13 protein-coding genes, 1 rRNA gene and 1 pseudogene are annotated in these 16,202 nt (G+C 63.5%); 8 read left to right on the forward strand and 7 right to left on the reverse strand.

The genetic code is table 11. The annotated features are described in order from the left end of the window. Positions 1-97 (forward strand): 5S ribosomal RNA (rrf, locus tag AC56LH_RS00005); the annotation flags it as partial. 170 nt (positions 98-267) lie between these two features. On the opposite strand, the gene AC56LH_RS00010 is transcribed toward rrf, so the two are convergent. The 5 genes from AC56LH_RS00010 to AC56LH_RS00030 form a co-directional block, all read right to left on the reverse strand. Continuing rightward, on the reverse strand, positions 268-609 hold the full coding sequence (locus AC56LH_RS00010; RefSeq protein WP_258838209.1) for a DUF1840 domain-containing protein: 342 nt from the start codon (positions 607-609) through the stop codon (positions 268-270). Between the two features lie 69 nt (positions 610-678). Continuing rightward, the gene (locus AC56LH_RS00015) at positions 679-2,232 is read right to left on the reverse strand and encodes a putative ABC transporter permease subunit (protein ID WP_499642956.1); all 1,554 of its coding nucleotides are present in this window, start codon (positions 2,230-2,232) and stop codon (positions 679-681) included. Further along, entirely contained in the window at positions 2,229-2,963 is a 735-nt protein-coding gene (locus tag AC56LH_RS00020; protein WP_499642958.1) for an ABC transporter ATP-binding protein, read from the reverse strand. The genes AC56LH_RS00015 and AC56LH_RS00020 overlap by 4 nt, the downstream gene beginning before the upstream one ends. 8 nt (positions 2,964-2,971) lie before the next feature. Continuing rightward, complete coding sequence (locus AC56LH_RS00025) at positions 2,972-3,478, reverse strand: hypothetical protein (RefSeq protein ID WP_499642960.1); 507 nt, start codon at positions 3,476-3,478, stop codon at positions 2,972-2,974. A gap of 40 nt (positions 3,479-3,518) precedes the next feature. Next, a complete protein-coding gene (locus AC56LH_RS00030) occupies positions 3,519-5,060 on the reverse strand; it encodes a YifB family Mg chelatase-like AAA ATPase (RefSeq protein WP_499642962.1) in 1,542 nt (513 codons plus the stop codon). A gap of 237 nt (positions 5,061-5,297) precedes the next feature. Here AC56LH_RS00030 and AC56LH_RS00035 point away from each other — a divergent pair, with 237 nt between their 5' ends. Both AC56LH_RS00035 and AC56LH_RS00040 read left to right on the forward strand, forming a co-directional pair. Beyond that, entirely contained in the window at positions 5,298-6,224 is a 927-nt protein-coding gene (locus AC56LH_RS00035) for an ABC transporter ATP-binding protein (RefSeq protein ID WP_499642964.1), read from the forward strand. Positions 6,225-6,233: 9 nt separating this feature from the next. Beyond that, complete coding sequence (locus AC56LH_RS00040) at positions 6,234-9,815, forward strand: ABC transporter permease/M1 family aminopeptidase (RefSeq protein WP_499642966.1); 3,582 nt, start codon at positions 6,234-6,236, stop codon at positions 9,813-9,815. A 21-nt stretch (positions 9,816-9,836) separates the two neighbouring features. Here AC56LH_RS00040 and AC56LH_RS00045 read toward each other — a convergent pair whose 3' ends face one another. Further along, positions 9,837-10,355 carry a DUF1579 family protein gene (locus AC56LH_RS00045; protein ID WP_499642968.1) on the reverse strand — a complete coding sequence of 173 codons (519 nt, stop codon included), beginning with the start codon at positions 10,353-10,355 and terminating at the stop codon, positions 9,837-9,839. Positions 10,356-10,668: 313 nt separating this feature from the next. Then, a pseudogene (locus tag AC56LH_RS00050) lies at positions 10,669-10,902 on the reverse strand (accessory factor UbiK family protein); the annotation flags it as partial. Positions 10,903-11,185: 283 nt separating this feature from the next. Between AC56LH_RS00050 and AC56LH_RS00055 the strand changes: the two are divergent. The 5 genes from AC56LH_RS00055 (at position 11,186) to gshB (ending at position 16,201) form a co-directional block, all read left to right on the forward strand. After that, positions 11,186-11,920 (forward strand): TorF family putative porin, encoded by a 735-nt coding sequence (locus AC56LH_RS00055; protein ID WP_499642970.1) that lies wholly within the window; start codon positions 11,186-11,188, stop codon positions 11,918-11,920. Positions 11,921-11,939: 19 nt separating this feature from the next. Then, positions 11,940-12,278, forward strand: a complete 339-nt coding sequence (gene glnK, locus AC56LH_RS00060; RefSeq protein ID WP_137171558.1) for a P-II family nitrogen regulator — start codon at positions 11,940-11,942, stop codon at positions 12,276-12,278. A gap of 14 nt (positions 12,279-12,292) precedes the next feature. Next, positions 12,293-13,693: an ammonium transporter gene (locus AC56LH_RS00065; RefSeq protein WP_183556644.1), complete on the forward strand. Its 1,401-nt coding sequence runs from the start codon at positions 12,293-12,295 to the stop codon at positions 13,691-13,693. A 173-nt stretch (positions 13,694-13,866) separates the two neighbouring features. Further along, the gene (gene gshA / locus AC56LH_RS00070; protein WP_499642976.1) at positions 13,867-15,168 is read left to right on the forward strand and encodes a glutamate--cysteine ligase; all 1,302 of its coding nucleotides are present in this window, start codon (positions 13,867-13,869) and stop codon (positions 15,166-15,168) included. An 88-nt stretch (positions 15,169-15,256) separates the two neighbouring features. Further along, entirely contained in the window at positions 15,257-16,201 is a 945-nt protein-coding gene (gene gshB, locus AC56LH_RS00075; RefSeq protein WP_499642978.1) for a glutathione synthase, read from the forward strand. Position 16,202 lies beyond the last annotated feature (1 nt).

Here is a 16,202-nt window from a genome sequence, read left to right on the forward strand (position 1 = left end):
AGTCGGTCCCACCCCTTCCCATCCCGAACAGGACCGTGAAACGACTTTGCGCCGATGATAGTGCTGCAACCAGTGTGAAAGTAGGTTATCGTCAGGCTAGTTATATAGAAAAGCCCCACTCAGTGATCTGAGTGGGGCTTTTCGCTTTGAGCGACGATGTTCAGGCAATCAAACAACCAGTACCACCCGACCGAAGTGACGCAAAAAAGCCCGCTGACTCAGATCAGCGGGCTTTTTACATGCAGACAAGGAAAAACCAAAGCCTGCTTACACACCCCAAAGGATATCGGTCTTGTTATCACGCGCCGAGCGCAGCATTTCCAGCAGCGGATACATGCGGGTCGAGAAACTGACGACCTCAATTGCCTGATGGTCATGGTCGTCTTCATCACGGTGATGCGCATGAACATCGTGCGCCACCTGATCCGATACCTGATGCTTGCGGGACTCTTCGATTTCTTCCTCGACCAGCGAAATCACCTGGGTGGCTTCGGCCGAAGTAATCACGCCGCGTTCCGGCTCCTTGTGCAGCAGGTCAAGGATACGTTTGGCATGTTCCTGATACATCAGAACTTCTGGATACGTTTTGCATTTAAATGTAATCAACATAGCTATCTCTTGGTTTTGTTAGTAATTAAACGATAGCACGACTCGCGCCCCTTCACAGTGCGGTCGCGCTCACACCGGCCGAGGCCGCACCATCCACGCGATGCCAGGGACGGCAATGGCGACGACTGCCGCCCCTGCCGCTGTGGCCATGCCCATGTCGTCGAGTGGCCCAAGCGTGGCAGCCGACAGCAGCCATCCCAGCGCGCCCCACGCCAGGCTGTTGAACAATTCAAGCACGTTCATTACGAAGCCACCTTTGCCACGCCCCTTGAAATTACTGCGCACGCCAGGGCGCCCGCACCAGAACACCACCAGACCCGCACCCGTGACAGCCCCGCACACGACCAGGAATCCGACCAGCCCGGCCGCAGGCATCCGCACTGTCAGCCATAGCAGAGGAACAGCCACCAACCCCAGTACCGGCATCATCGCCGCTGCCAGCTTGGCGCGCCGCACCGTGCGCTGCGATGCAGGCGATACCAGCAGCAGATCCGGCGTATCCTCGGCCGACAACGCAATCCATGCCAACGCACCGGTCAGCGAACTGCACAGCAACGCCAGGCCTGCACCAATGGCTTGCACCTGCACATCGGCACGCTTGAAAATCAGGAAGAACAACGGCAGCAAAAACAGTATTTGCAGCATCACCTGCGACAGCAACTGCGGATCGCGCACGATCAGGCGCCATTCCTTGATGACCACCGTGCGAAACAGGTCACGCCCGAAACGGGGCCGCGCCGTTGTCGATGACGCCTTGCCCGCAGCGATCGAAGGCGTCGACGCGGCCAGTTGCAGCCCGCGCGCAAAGAAGCGATGCGTGCGCCAGGTGGTCAGCATGAACATGCCGCACGCAAGGGCGCCGAGCAGCAGCACTGGCAACGGCTCGCCCAGCATCGCCCGCGCTGGCAGCCAGAGCAGGTTATCCGCTGCATCCTCCGCCTGCACCATCCCCAGCACGGTATCGCGAATCCGCTCTTGCGTCTGCCTGGACGTGAGCGCATGCAGCTGCGACGCGATGACGAGCAGCGCGCCGGCCAGTGCCCCGACAATCTGCGCCACGACGCGCGTGCGGCGCGCACCGAGCATACGCACGAGGCCAAGCGTGAGCAACATGGCGCCACAACTGCACAGCACCGCAAGACCAATCACGCCCGGATAAATCCCGAGCCAGCGCCATTGGCCCTGCAGCAGCCCCGCATGCGCGAACGGCGCCAGCAAAAACAGGTACAGCGCCGCCGTGCTCGCGCACACGCCCAGCAGCCGCACCGTGAAAATGCTGCGCGAGGGCAGGGGTGACGACAGCAGCAGATCGAGGTCGCTGCGCTCGAACATCACGACGACGCACGCCTTGATCGCCGATGACAGCATGAAGGTCGTGGCCACGATCAGCAGCGCGGAAACCGCCAGCAGGATGCGTGCATCGTCCCCCGGCATGCCGGCCAGCTGACGCACGACAAACCAGCTTGCGACATGCATGACGATACAGCCAGCAGCCGCCAGACCGAGCGCCAGATTGCCTGGCCGGCGCCGCCCGTCCGCCGCTTTGCCGCCCGCCGCATTGAACCAGGCAAGTCGCAGCTCGTGCCGCAGCAGCCAGCCGACACTGCCCGGCGCCAGCCTCATGGCGCAGCCATCAGGTGCAGGAACATGTCTTCGAGGCTGCCGCCCGGCGTACGTTCGCGCAGCGCCTCCAGCGTGCCTTCGGCGATCAGCCGGCCCTGGCGAATGATCCCGATGCGGTGCGCCAGGCGCTCGGCCACTTCGAGGATGTGCGTTGTCAGGATGACGGTGCCGCCCTTGGCCACGTGCGCCAGCAGCAGGTCTTTCACCTGGCGCGCTGCCGCTGCATCCAGGCCAGTGAGCGGTTCGTCGAGGATCAGGAGTTCAGGGTCGTGGATCAGGGCGCCGGCCAGCGCGAGCTTCTGCTTCATCCCGCGCGAAAAACCTTCGGTCAGCTTGTGCGCATGCTGGTGCAGGTCGAGCCAGTCAAGCAGTTCGCGCGCACGCGGTTCTGCGGCCTGCGCCGGCACGCCCCACAGGCCGGCGACAAATTCGAGGTACTCGAATGGCTTGAGCTTCCCGTACAACATCGGCTCGTCCGGCAGGTAGGCCAGCTTGGCTTTGGCCGCCGCCGGCGCCGCAGTCATGTCCACGCCCAGCACCTCGATCGTGCCGGCGTCGGGCGCCAGCAGACCCGTGACCAGGCGCAGCGTCGTCGTCTTGCCGGCGCCGTTCGGCCCGAGCAATGCATAGAACTCGCCGCGCCGGACCAGCAGGTCAAGGCCATCGACGGCAGGGCGGCCGAACTGCTTGCGCAGGCCGACCAGGCGCAGGGCGGGGCGTTGGTCATCCATGGGCGATCTTACAAGCTGGTGAAGGAAGTGAGGAACTGCTCGACCTGCTCCGGCGGCGTCTTGCCTGCTGGGCCAAGCACGATGACCTGGTAGACGCGGTTGCCCTTCGCGGCGAAGCGCCCGCTCAGGTGCATTGGCACGCCCTGGCCCGCGCCCGTGGCATCCACGCTCAGGTCATCGGTGGCCGCAGCGTCGGGCGCACCGATATTGCGCAGCAGCGCCAGGCGCATGGCCGGCAGCGCCGCCTGCGCGCGCGCCGCATCGGGTGCGACAGCGGTGCCCACGGCGAACGTCGTGTTGTCCACCTTGGCCGCCGTCATCGTCATCTCGACCTGCAGGCCGTTCAGATCCACCGTGCGGGTCAGGGTCGCGGGCTTGGCCGGAAACAGCACCTTGAAGCGACCGTCCTCGCTTGTATGGTCACGCCAATTATAGGCCGGATTGCAGCCGGCCAGCAGCGCGCCTGCCAGGAGGATCGGGACAATCTGCAGGGCACGCACGATAGAGGGTCGCATGCGTCGATGGTAACAGCAGCGCCGCAGAACGCAAGACCTGCTAATCGCCCTGCAGCGCGCGCCGGTACCCGATCGCCTCGGCCACGTGCGTGGCTGCCACGTGTTCGCTGCCGGCCAGGTCGGCCACCGTACGCGCCACTTTAAGAACGCGGTGATATGCGCGCGCTGACCAGTGCAGATGCCGGGCCGTGGCATGCAGCAGGCGCTCTCCGGCTTCGTCAGGCGCGCAATAACGGTCAATGTCGCGCGGCCCAAGATGGCTGTTGGGGCAGCCCTGGCGCGCCATCTGCACTGCACGCGCCTGCGCTACCCGTACTGCGATCACGCTGCTCGGTTCTCCATCGGCGCGTGCACCCATGCTCTCGGGCCCCAGCGCCGCGACCGGCAACTGGATATCGATGCGATCAAGCAGGGGGCCGGAGATACGGCTCTGGTAGCGCAGCACCGAGTCTTCGGTGCAGCGGCATTTGCCGCTGGCGTGCCCGAGCCAGCCGCACGGACACGGATTCATCGCCGCGATGAGCTGGAAGCGCGCCGGAAAATCGGCCTGGTGCGCCGCGCGCGAAATCGTGATCTGCCCCGACTCGAGCGGCTCGCGCAGCACCTCGAGCACGCGCCGGTCGAACTCGGGCAGCTCGTCGAGAAACAATACCCCATGATGCGCGAGCGAGACTTCGCCGGGCCTTGGCACGCTACCACCGCCCACCAGGGCCACGCCGGACGTCGTGTGATGCGGGCTGCGAAATGGCCGCTGGCGCCAGCGTTGCGGCGAGAAGCCGCCGGCGAGCGATTGTACGGCAGCCGATTCGAGCGCTTCGGCGTCACTCATCAACGGCAGCAAGCCTGGCAGGCGCGCCGCCAGCATGCTCTTGCCCGCACCGGGTGGGCCGACCAGCAAGCACGAATGCGCGCCGGCCGCGGCCACCTCGAGCGCGCGCTTGGCATGCTGCTGGCCCTTGACCTCGGCGAAATCGGGGTAGCACACGGCATGCGCAAAGGCCGGCCCCACATGCCGCACCAGCTTGGGCGCATCGGGCGCGTTGGCGAAGTGCGCACAGACCTCGAGCAGCGTGCGCGCCGGCAGGATCTCGGCGGCGTCGACCAGCGCTGCTTCGTCGGCATTGGCCAGCGGCAGGATGAAAGCCCGGTCCTGCAGGTAGGTCTGTAAAGCAGATTCTGAAGAACTCGCACGCACCATCGCAAACGCCATCGCCAATGCGCCGCGAATCGGCCGCAGCTCGCCCGACAACGACAATTCGCCGGCGAACTCGTAACGGTCCAGTGCATCGCCCCGGATCTGGTGCGATGCAGCCAGGATGCCCAGCGCAATCGGCAGATCGAAGCGGCCCGACTCCTTGGGCAGATCGGCCGGCGCGAGATTGATCGTGATGCGGCGCGGCGGAATATCGAAGCCCGAATTCTGCAACGCGGCGCGCACACGGTCCTTCGCTTCGCGCACTTCGGTGTCGGGCAGGCCCACGATCGTCCAGCCCGGAAGACCGTTGGCCAGATGGACTTCGACATTGACCGGTGGCGCTGCCATGCCGGCCAGCGCGCGGCTTTTGAGGACGGCAAGACTCATTGGATTCCTTCCGCATGACGCCAGGGTGCCCCATCCTAAAGCGCGCATCGCGCGACCGTTTGAGAGCGGACAGGCGTGCGCGCGCTTGCCCTTTCATGACCAATGCATATACCGGTGATCTCGTCGTTCATGCCGCGATTCATACCGTCTGTCACAAAATGCGGACATTGCTTTTTATTAACGTTACATTGATCGTGAACAGCACCATAACCGCAACCGTCCCCGGAGAATCAGTCCATGCTATCGATCAAGCAGCTCAACAAGACCTATGCCAACGGCGTCAAGGCGCTCAACAACGTCAGTCTGGAGATCCCAACCGGGATGTTCGGCCTGCTCGGCCCCAACGGCGCCGGCAAGTCGTCGCTGATGCGGACCATCGCCACGCTGCAGGACCCCGACAGCGGCAGTATCGATTTCAATGGCCTGGATGTGTTGAAGGACAAGGAGGGCCTGCGCCGCCAGCTCGGCTACCTGCCGCAGGACTTCGGCGTCTACCCGAAGGTGAGCGCCGAAAAACTGCTGAACCACTTCGCCGTCCTCAAGGGCCTGACGGCCAAGGGCGAGCGCAAGGAGATGGTCGAAGCGCTGCTGCACCAGACCAATCTGTGGGAAGCGCGCTCGCGCGGCCTGGGTACCTTTTCGGGTGGCATGCGCCAGCGCTTCGGCATCGCGCAGGCGCTGCTGGGCGCGCCGCGCCTGGTGATCGTCGACGAACCGACCGCGGGCCTGGACCCCGATGAACGCAACCGCTTTCTGAACCTGCTGGCCAAGATCGGCGAACAGGTGGTCGTGATCCTGTCGACCCACATCGTCGAAGACGTCACCGACCTGTGCCCGCGCATGGCGATGATCGCCAAGGGCACCGTGCTGCTGCAGGGCGAACCGCAGGCCGCAATCGACACACTCAAGAGCCGCGTGTGGCGCCGCACCGTCAGCCAGGAGGCGCTGGCCGACTACCAGCGCGATTTCAACGTGCTCTCCACGCGCCTGGTGGCGGGGCGGCCGCAGATCAACGTGTTCGCCGAATCGCAGCCGGACGACGGCTTCGTCAGCGTCGAGCCGGACCTGGAAGACGTCTACTTCCTCCAGATCCGCAACGCCAACCGCGTGGCCGCTTCTGCGACCGATGCGGCGGCCGCATCCACCGCACCGGTCGTGGCGTAAGGAGCCGGCATGCTACGGGAATTCTTCAAGTTCGAGCTGGGCATCCAGCTGCGCCAGCCGTTGTTGTGGGTGTGCGCGCTGATCTTCGGCGCGCTGGCCTTTGGTGCGACCACTACCGATGCGATCCAGATCGGCGGCAGCATCGGCAACGTGAACCGCAATGCGCCGGTCGTCGTCGCGCAGCTGCTCGGCGTCTTCAGCCTGATGTCGATGTTCGTCGTCACCATCTTCATCGCCGGCTCGGTGCTGCGCGATGGCGACGTCGGCATCTCCGACATGCTGTTTGCCACGCCGATGAAAAAGCACGACTACCTCGTCGGCCGTTTCCTGGCGGGCCTGCTGGCCTGCATGGTGATCTTCGCGGTGATCGTGGCGGGCATGATGCTCGGTCCGCTGATGCCGTGGATCGACGCCGAGCGCGTGGGGCCGTTTCCGGGCGCGGCCTACCTGTGGGCGCTGTGCGTGCTGGTGGTGCCGAACCTCCTGTTCATCGGCGCCTTGCTGATGCTGCTGGCCGCGACCACACGCTCGATCATGATGGTGTATGTCGGCGTGATGGCGTTCTTCGTGCTGTGGATCCTGGCCGGCAAATTCACCAGCAATATCGACAACGAGTGGATCGCCGTGCTGGTCGACCCGTTCGGCCTGCGCGCCCTGGGCCGCGCCACGCGCTACTTCTCGACCGCCGAATCGAATGCCGGCCTGCCGGCCATCGGCGGCTATATGCTGGCCAACCGGCTGTTGTGGAGCGTGGTCGGCCTGGCGCTGCTTGGCCTGACGCTGGCGCTGTTCAAGCCGCAGCGCCCTGGCACCGGCAAGCGCCTGTTCGGCAGGGCCAAAGCGGCAGCACCGGCAGCCGGGATGCCGGCGCACGTCGCGCTGCCACGCATCGCTCCGCGCTTCACACGCGGCACGCGCTGGACCCAGTGCTGGCATATCTTCGTCTTCGATGCCGTAGCCGTCTTCAAGAGCGTGCCGTTCCTGGTCATGCTGCTGTTCGGCGTGCTCAATATGATGGGCAGCTCGAGTCAGCTGGGGCAAATGTTCGGCACCGACGTCTACCCGCGCACCTACCTGATGATCGAGCTGCTCAAGGGCAGCTATAACTTCCTGCTGCTCATCATCGTGATTTTTTACGCCGGTGAACTGATCTTCAAGGAGCGCCAGGCCGGCATCGCCGACGTGAACGATGCAATGCCGATGCCGAACTGGGCGCCGCTGGTGGCGAAAAGCCTGGCGCTGGTTGGCGTGGTGCTGGCCTTCCTGTTTGCCGGAATCCTGACTGCGATCGCCATCCAGCTGTACAAGGGCGGGGCGCCGATCGAACCGATGGTGTACCTGCAGGGCGTGTTCATGGCGGGCACACCGTACATCCTGATGGCGCTGATCGCCGTGGCGCTGCAGGTGGTCACGAACAACAAGTTTCTGGGCTACCTGTTCATGATCGTGCTGATCGTGGCGCAGATCGTCCTGTCGGTCCTGCACTTCGATCACAACCTGTACAACATCGGTCTGCTGCCGGAGACGCCGTACTCGGACATGAACGGCTTCGGCCACTTCGTCACGGGCTGGTCGTGGTTCGCGCTGTACTGGACCCTGTTTGCCGTGGCGGGCCTGATCGTGGCCCAGGCATTCTGGGTGCGCGGGCTGTCGGTCGAGTGGCGCACGCGCACGCGCGAAGCAGCGCGGCGCCTGAAAAGCCCATCGGGCGTTGCGCTGGGCGTCTGCACGATCGCATTCGCGCTGGTGGGCGGCTGGATCTTCTACAACACCGTCACGCTGGGCCGGTACGAAGCGCAGAACGTGGCAATGGACAAGCAGGCCAGGTACGAAAAGACCTATCGCAAGTACAAGGACCTGCCGCACGTGAAGATCGTCGACGTGCGCGCCGCGGTGGACATCTACCCGGCCGAGCGGCGCGTGATGGTCAAGGGCCGCTACGTCTTCGAGAACAAGACCAGCCAGCCGTTAGATATGCTGCGCCTGCAGGTCAATCCGGACGTCGTGACCACGTTCGCCGGTCTGCCCGCGCACTCGGTGGTCCTGGACGACCAGGCGGCGGGCTTTCGGATACTCAAGCTCGCGCAGCCAACGGCGCCGGGCGCCCGCCTGGCGCTGGACTTCACGGTCGACGTGCGCCGCCCCGGTTTTTCCAACGCGGGCAAGGGCGACACGCTCAACCTGAACGGCACGTTCTTCAACAACCGCGAGTTCTTCCCGCTGGTCGGCTACCAAAGCGAGTTCGAACTACTGGACCGCAACGAGCGCCGCAAGCGCGGCCTGGGCGAACCGGAGCGCATGGCCAAGCTTGAGAACAAGGCAGCGCGCGTCAACACGATGTTCGGGGACGACGCCGACTGGATCAGCTTCGATACCACCGTCTCCACCAGCGGCGACCAGATCGCGCTGGCGCCGGGCTACCTGCAAAAGGCGTGGAAGGAAAACGGCCGCAATTACTATCGCTACAAGATGGACCAGAAGATGATGCCGTTCTTTGCCTACCTGTCGGCCGACTGGCAGGTCAGGAAAAGCGACTGGCATGGCATCCCTATCGAGATCTATCACGATCCGAAGCACGCCTACAACGTCGACCGGATGATCGCGGGCACGCAAAAGTCGCTCGACTACTTCACGGCCCAGTTCACGCCCTACCAGCACAAGCAGGTGCGCATCCTGGAATTCCCGAACTACCAGCGCTTCGCGCAATCGTTCGCCAACACGATCCCGTTCTCGGAAGCGATCGGCTTTATCGCCGACCTGCGCAACAAGGAGGACATCGACTATGTGTTCTACGTGACGGCGCACGAGATGGCGCACCAGTGGTGGGGCCATCAGGTCACGGCGGCGAATGTGCAGGGCGCGAGCATGCTGATCGAGTCGCTGGCGCAGTATTCGGCGCTGATGGTGATGGAGAAGGAATACGGCCCGCACAAAATGCGCCGTTTCCTGCGCTATGAACTGGACCGCTATCTCAGTTCGCGCGGCGCCGAAAAGATCGAGGAACTGCCGCTGGTGCGCGTGGAAAACCAGGACTACATCCACTACCGCAAGGGCAGCCTGGTCTTCTACCGCCTGCGCGACGAGATCGGCGAAGCGGCACTCAACCGCGCCCTCAAGCGCTTCCTGCAGGACAAGGGCTATCAGGAGGCGCCGTTTGCGACGTCCGCCGAACTGGTCGACTACATCCGCGCCGAAGCCCCGGTCGGCAAGCACGCGCTGATCGCCGACCTGTTCGAGCGCATCGTCTTCTACGATAACCGCGTGACCGAGGCAAAGGCCGTCAAGCGCGCGGACGGGCAGTGGGACGTGACGATGAAACTGCATCTGGCGAAGATGCAGGCCGACGGCAAGGGACAGGAAACGCCGCGCACCTATGACGAGGCCGTGGAGATCGGCGTGTTCGCACGCGCGAAGGATGCCAAGGAATCGGACGAGCGGGTGCTGTTATTGGAGAAGCGCGTACTGCGGGGCGAGAATCCGACCGTGACGGTGACCGTGAAGGAGCAGCCGTTCGATGTGGGTGTCGATCCGTACAACAAGCTGATCGACCGCGTGGCGCGTGACAACCGCAAGGAAGTCAGCGTCGATTGAAGCCCGCCGGTCCGGGCGCGCTCAGTCGCGCCTGAGCGCGTAGCCGGCGAAGTGCTTCCACGAGCCGTCCGGCTGCGCCGCATCGAGCGCGAACTGCCACGTCGAGGTGGCCGGATCGAAACGCCAGGTATTGCGAAACGGGCCGCTCGGGTAGGGAATGGTGAATGTGACGACGTTGCCGGTGATGTTGCCACTGCCGTGCGGGACCGAGTACTTTGCGCCGAAGCTGTCCATCCAGTGCGCGATGATGGTCTTGCTGGCGGCATCGTAGCCGACGAAGACGGCCGCTTCATACTGCGCGGGCACCTGCACGTCCTGCATGCGCAGCTCGGTGAATGTGCCGTGCAAGGCCGACTTGGCCACCATGCGGTAGGTGACCGGTTTGCCCCGCACATCACCCGTCATGGTCCAGGCGCCATCGAGCTGGCGCAGAATCTCGGGACGGACGTCACCACCGGCAGCGGTTGCCTGCGCGTGGATCTGGGCTGGTATGGCCAGCAGGGTACAGGTGGTGATCAGCGCGGCAAACTGTCGGGTCATCGTGGTCTCCGTAAAGACAACCAGTATAAGCCGGGATGCGCGTCAAAAGATGGCGACACGGGCGTGCCGCTACTGCCGCCGAGGCCACCCGCGCGAGGCGGGCTGGCCTGAGGACTGTTTAATGCTTGTCGAGCGTTGGCGGCACGACGATCGTCGGATCTTCCGGTGCGGCCGGGAATGGCGCGGTGGCCGATGGCGCGGCGCCCGGCATCGGAATCGCCGAGCTGCCCGAGGTCGGAAACGCGGCCGATGCCGAAGCCGCTGTCGCCGAGGTTGCCGATGAAGTTGCCGACGACGCCGTGGTGCTGCCTGCACCCAGCTTGGCTTCCAGCTCACTCACGCGCAGTTCGAGCGCCTCGAGCTTGCTGCGTGTCTTGGCCAGCACCTGGGCCTGGATATCGAATTCCTCGCGCGTCACCAGATCGAGCTTGGAAAAGCCCGACGTCATGGCCGCCTTCACATTGCGTTCAATGTCCTTGGCCGGGCCGCTCTCGAGCGCCTGGTTGATCTTGCCCTGCAAGTCGCTGAAGAAGTTGCTGTTACTCATATCGATTTCCCTTTCTGCCGAGGCCGCACGCTCCATGATGGTGCAATGTGACCTGATCTAGTGCGCCGAACGGCCGTCTGGGTGCCGTGTGCGGTCCGTTGTGTTGTAGCAAAACCGATGTGGGGCGTGTTTACCAAAAAAACAAGGACCTTTTTCCCGTTTGTAAGCTGGATATGAGCTGGCTATGAGCTGGCACGCATCCTGCTAAATAAAACGTAGATAAAGAACATCACAAGGATCCACAAGCAGTCATTTTTCATGTTGTTCATCAAGGGGGTTTGTCATGAAGTGCAAAGCAAAATTCAGCGCAGTTGTCCTGGCAGTGTCGGCACTTGCCAGCACGCAGGGCATGGCACAGGAACAACCCGCCGAACACCAGGTGAGCTACAACGCGAGCCTCACCAGCGACTACCGTTACCGCGGCTTGTCGCAAACAGCCCTCGACCCGGCCCTCCAGGGCGGCGTCGACTACGTACATGGCCCATCCGGCTTCTACGTGGGTACCTGGCTTTCCACCATCAAATGGACGAAAGACCTGGGCGGCGACGGCAATATCGAATGGGACGTCTATGGCGGCAAGCGCGGTCAGTTGAGCGACGCGATCAGCTATGACATCGGCGGCCTGTATTACTACTACCCGGACAATGGCCTGAACCCGAGCGCGAACACGTTCGAGCTGTACGGCAAACTCGGCTACGGCCCGGCCTACATCAAGTACTCGCACTCGACGACCAATCTGTTCGGCACCGCAGACAGCAAACGCAGCGGCTACCTGGACGTGGGCGCCGACATCGACGTCAGCAACGGCTTCATCCTGAACCTGCACGTCGGGCGCCAGAAACTGAAGAACAACAGCGCGTTTTCGTACACCGACTACAAGGTCGGCGTCACCAAGGACTTCGGCGTCGCCACCGTGGCGCTGGCGTGGCACAAGGCGAATACCGACGCCTACCTGAGCCCGGAAGGCAAGAACCTCGGCAAGTCCGCCGCCGTGCTGTCCGTCTCAAAAACTTTTTGATTGCAAAAGAGGCAATACCATGAAAATGATCACCGCCATCATCAAGCCCTTCAAGCTCGACGAGGTGCGAGAGGCACTGTCGGAAATCAACGTGCAAGGCATGACCGTGACCGAAGTGAAGGGTTTCGGTCGCCAGAAAGGCCACACCGAGCTGTACCGTGGCGCCGAGTACGTCGTCGACTTCCTGCCCAAGATCAAGATCGAAGCCGCCGTCGACGATGCCATCGTCGACCAGGTCATCGATGCGATCCAGGGCGCTGCCCGCACCGGCAAGATCGGTGACGGCAAGATCTTCGTGGCCGACCTGAACCAGGTCATCCGTATCCGTACCGGCGAGACCGGCAACGACGCACTGTAAGAGGGAATGTTTTCATGAAGCGTATAACTACAACGATACTGACCGCCTTGCTGGGCCTGGGCGTTGCCCTCCCGGCCATGGCGGCGCCGTCCATCAACAAGGGGGATACGGCCTGGATGTTCGTCGCCACGCTGCTGGTGATCCTGATGACCATTCCCGGCCTGGCGCTGTTCTACGGTGGCCTCGTGCGCGCCAAGAACATGTTGTCGGTGCTGATGCAGGTGATGATGGTGTTTGCCCTCGTGATCGTGCTGTGGTGCCTGTACGGCTACTCGCTGGCCTTCACGCAGGGCAACGCGTTCATCGGCGGCTTCGACCGCGCTTTCCTGCAAGGCATCTGGGATCCGGTCGCCGGCAAGTTCGCGATGGCCGCGACCTTCAGCAAAGAGACGATGATCCCCGAATTCATCTTTGTCGCCTTCCAGGGCACCTTTGCAGCGATTACCTGCGCGCTGATCGTCGGCGCCTTTGCCGAACGCGCCAAGTTCGCGGCCGTGCTGGTGTTCGTCGTGCTGTGGTTCACCTTCGGCTACCTGCCGGTTGCGCACATGGTCTGGTTCTGGGCAGGTCCTGACGCCATCACCGACGCTGCCTCGCTGCAGACCGTCACCGCAGCTGCCGGTTATCTGTGGCAGCAGGGCGCGCTCGACTTCGCGGGCGGCACCGTGGTGCACATCAACTCGGCCGTGGCCGGCCTGGTGGGCGCCTATGTGATCGGCAAGCGGATCGGTTACGGCCGTGAATCGATGGCGCCACACTCGCTGCCGATGACGATGGTCGGCGCATCGCTGCTGTGGGTCGGCTGGTTCGGCTTCAATGCTGGCTCGGCGCTCGAAGCGGGCGACGTGGCGGCACTGGCGTTCCTGAACACGCTGCTGGCCACCGCCGGCGCGACCCTCACCTGGGTGCTGGGCGAGTGGATCTTCAAGCACAAGCCATCGATGCTGGGCGCTGCATCGGGCGCCGTGTCGGGCCTGGTCGCAATCACCCCGGGCGCCGGCTTCGTCGGTCCGATGGGCGCGCTGGTCATCGGCCTGCTGGCCGGTATCGTCTGCCTGTGGGGCGTGACGGGTCTGAAGCGCCTGCTGCGCGCCGACGATTCGCTCGACGTGTTCGGCGTGCACGGCGTGGGCGGTATCCTGGGCGCGATGCTGACCGGCGTGTTTGCGTCGCCGGCACTGGGCGGGCAGGGCGTGTGGGATTACACGACCAATGCGATGAACACGAGCTACTCGATCGTCGGCCAGCTGTGGATCCAGGCCCATGCGATCGGCGTGACTGTCATCTGGTCGGCCGTCGTTGCCTTCATCGCCTTCAAGCTGGTGGATATCGTGATCGGTCTGCGTGTGCCGGAAGAAGAGGAACGCGAAGGTCTGGACATCACGAGCCACGGCGAGTCGGCTTACCGCTACTGATCCGCTCAGTCGCCGGTTGTCCCTGAAAACGTCGTCTCCGCACAAGCGGGGACGGCGTTTTTTGCATTCTTCGCATTGCCCTCGCATTGCCCTTTAAAATAGCCTGACCAACCCCATATGCGATTCCCAACTTAAATTAACAACAAGAAGCGCACAACAAGGACGTCCAATCAATGGTTCCGCACCTCGCCACCGCCCAGACCGGTCCCTTGCTGGACCTGGAAAAGAAAATCCTCGAAGCCACGCCTGCCATCGAGCGCTGGTTCCGCCTCGAGTGGCAGGAGCACACGCCGCCATTTTATTGCTCGGTCGATCTGCGCAATGCCGGCTACAAGCTCGCGCCGGTGGACACCAATCTGTTCCCGGGTGGCTTCAACAACCTGGCCAGCGAAATGCTGCCGCTGACGGTACAGGCGGCCATGGCCGCCGTCGACAAGTATTGCCCCGACGCGCGCAACCTGCTGCTGGTGCCGGACGCCGACCGCCGCAGCCCGATCTACCTGCAGAACGTCGCGCGCCTGATGCAGATATTCCGCCAGACCGGCCTGCATGTCCGCCTTGGCACGTTCTCGCCCGACATCACCGAGCCGACACCGCTGGCGCTGCCGGACGGCAATATGCTCGTGCTCGAGCCGCTGGTGCGTTCGGCCAATGGCCGCCGCGTCGGCCTGCCCGACTTCGACCCGTGCACCATCCTGCTCAACAATGACCTGTCGGGCGGCATTCCGTCGATCCTGGAGAACGTCCACGAGCAAGCCTTGCTGCCGCCGCTGCACGCCGGCTGGGCGCTGCGCCGCAAGAGCAACCACCTGAAGGCGCTGGACGAAGTGGCCAAGAAGTTCGGCAAGCTGATCGACATCGATCCGTGGCTGGTCAACCCGCTGCACAGTACCTGCGCCGAAGTCGACCTGCGCGAGAACGTTGGCACCGAAGCACTGGCCGACGACGTCTCGGCGCTGTTCTCGAAGATCAAGAAGAAGTACAAGGAATACGGCATGAAGGAGCGCAAGCCCTTCGTGATCCTCAAGCCCGACGCCGGCACCTATGGCATGGGCGTCATGACGATCAAGGACGCGAGCGAAGTGCGCGACCTGACCCCGGCCCAGCGCGCGCGCATGTCGGTGGTCAAGGATGGCGTGGCCGTGACCGATCTGATCATCCAGGAAGGCGTGCCCACCTTCGAATCGATCGACGACGCCGTCGCCGAACCGGTCGTCTACATGATCGATCGCTATGTCGTGGGTGGCTTCTACCGCGTGCACGCCGAGCGTGGCATCGACCAGAACCTCAATGCGCCCGGTTCGCAGTTCGTGCCGCTGGCGTTCGCGCAGCAGCACGCGATGCCCGATCCGAAAGCCAAGCCGGGCACCGCCGCGCCCAACCGCTTTTACGTGTACGGCGTCGTCGCGCGCCTGGGCATGCTGGCCGCATCGCTGGAACTCGAACGCACCGATCCGAATCCGGAAGTGTACTGACGCACTGCGTCCGGCAAACCTCGGGGCTTGGTCCGCGAGGTTTGCCGATTCGGGCTAAAATCAAGGTATTACATCGATTGGACGCCCCATGAAAATCGCTTTTCTCGCCGACCCGCTGTCCGGATTCAAGATTTACAAGGATTCGACCTTCGCCATGATGCGCGAAGCGGCCCGGCGCGGTCATGCCCTGTACTTCTTCGAACAGCGCGACATGGTGCTCGAAGAGGGTATCGTCAGCGCGCGCGTGATGCAGATCCACCTGACGGGCGAGCCGGATGTCTGGTACACGGCCGATGCCGCAGTCGACGTGAAATTGTCCGAATTCGACGCCATCATCGAGCGCAAGGACCCGCCGTTCGACATGGAATACGTCTACGGCACCTACCTGCTCGAACTGGCCGTGCGCCAGGGCGCCTGCGTGATCAACAGCCCGTCGGCGATCCGCGACCACAACGAAAAACTGGCAATCGGCCAGTTCAGCCAATACACGTCGCCAACGATGGTCACTTCGGATGAAGCGCGCCTGCGCGACTTCCACGCCAAGCACGGCGACGTGATCTTCAAGCCGCTCGACGGCATGGGCGGCGCCGGCATCTTCCGCGTGAAAAGCGACGCGCTCAATCTGGGTTCGATCATCGAGACGCTGACGGCCAACGGCCGCCACACGATCATGGCCCAGAAGTTCATCCCGGCGATCGACAAGGGCGACAAGCGCGTGCTGGTCATCGGCGGCAAGCCGGTGCCGTTCGTGCTGGCGCGGATTCCGCAAAACGGCGAAGTGCGCGGCAACCTGGCCGCCGGCGGCATCGGCGTGGCGCAGCCGATCAGCGAGCGCGATCGCGAGATCGCCGAAGCCCTCGGCCCGTTGCTGGCCGAGCGTGGCCTGTTACTGGTAGGATTGGACGTGATCGGCGAGAACCTGACCGAAGTGAACGTGACCAGCCCGACCTGCTTCCAGGAGATCTTCGACCAGACCGGTTTTGACGTGGCCGCGATGTTCATCGACGCGGTCGAACAGAAAGTACTTGGATAAC

Source organism: Telluria sp. LT1R51-2, assembly GCF_059685775.1.

What these genes read in the sequence shown, in the direction of transcription:
- AC56LH_RS00055 (WP_499642970.1), top strand. Translation starts at nt 11,186, where the DNA reads ATGAAGTGCAAAGCAAAATTCAGCGCAGTTGTCCTGGCAGTGTCGGCA.
- AC56LH_RS00010 (WP_258838209.1), bottom strand. Translation starts at nt 609, where the DNA reads ATGTTGATTACATTTAAATGCAAAACGTATCCAGAAGTTCTGATGTAT.
- AC56LH_RS00020 (WP_499642958.1), bottom strand. Translation starts at nt 2,963, where the DNA reads ATGGATGACCAACGCCCCGCCCTGCGCCTGGTCGGCCTGCGCAAGCAG.
- AC56LH_RS00015 (WP_499642956.1), bottom strand. Translation starts at nt 2,232, where the DNA reads ATGAGGCTGGCGCCGGGCAGTGTCGGCTGGCTGCTGCGGCACGAGCTG.
- AC56LH_RS00030 (WP_499642962.1), bottom strand. Translation starts at nt 5,060, where the DNA reads ATGAGTCTTGCCGTCCTCAAAAGCCGCGCGCTGGCCGGCATGGCAGCG.
- gshB (WP_499642978.1), top strand. Translation starts at nt 15,257, where the DNA reads ATGAAAATCGCTTTTCTCGCCGACCCGCTGTCCGGATTCAAGATTTAC.
- gshA (WP_499642976.1), top strand. Translation starts at nt 13,867, where the DNA reads ATGGTTCCGCACCTCGCCACCGCCCAGACCGGTCCCTTGCTGGACCTG.
- AC56LH_RS00045 (WP_499642968.1), bottom strand. Translation starts at nt 10,355, where the DNA reads ATGACCCGACAGTTTGCCGCGCTGATCACCACCTGTACCCTGCTGGCC.
- AC56LH_RS00040 (WP_499642966.1), top strand. Translation starts at nt 6,234, where the DNA reads ATGCTACGGGAATTCTTCAAGTTCGAGCTGGGCATCCAGCTGCGCCAG.
- glnK (WP_137171558.1), top strand. Translation starts at nt 11,940, where the DNA reads ATGAAAATGATCACCGCCATCATCAAGCCCTTCAAGCTCGACGAGGTG.
- AC56LH_RS00035 (WP_499642964.1), top strand. Translation starts at nt 5,298, where the DNA reads ATGCTATCGATCAAGCAGCTCAACAAGACCTATGCCAACGGCGTCAAG.
- AC56LH_RS00065 (WP_183556644.1), top strand. Translation starts at nt 12,293, where the DNA reads ATGAAGCGTATAACTACAACGATACTGACCGCCTTGCTGGGCCTGGGC.
- AC56LH_RS00025 (WP_499642960.1), bottom strand. Translation starts at nt 3,478, where the DNA reads ATGCGACCCTCTATCGTGCGTGCCCTGCAGATTGTCCCGATCCTCCTG.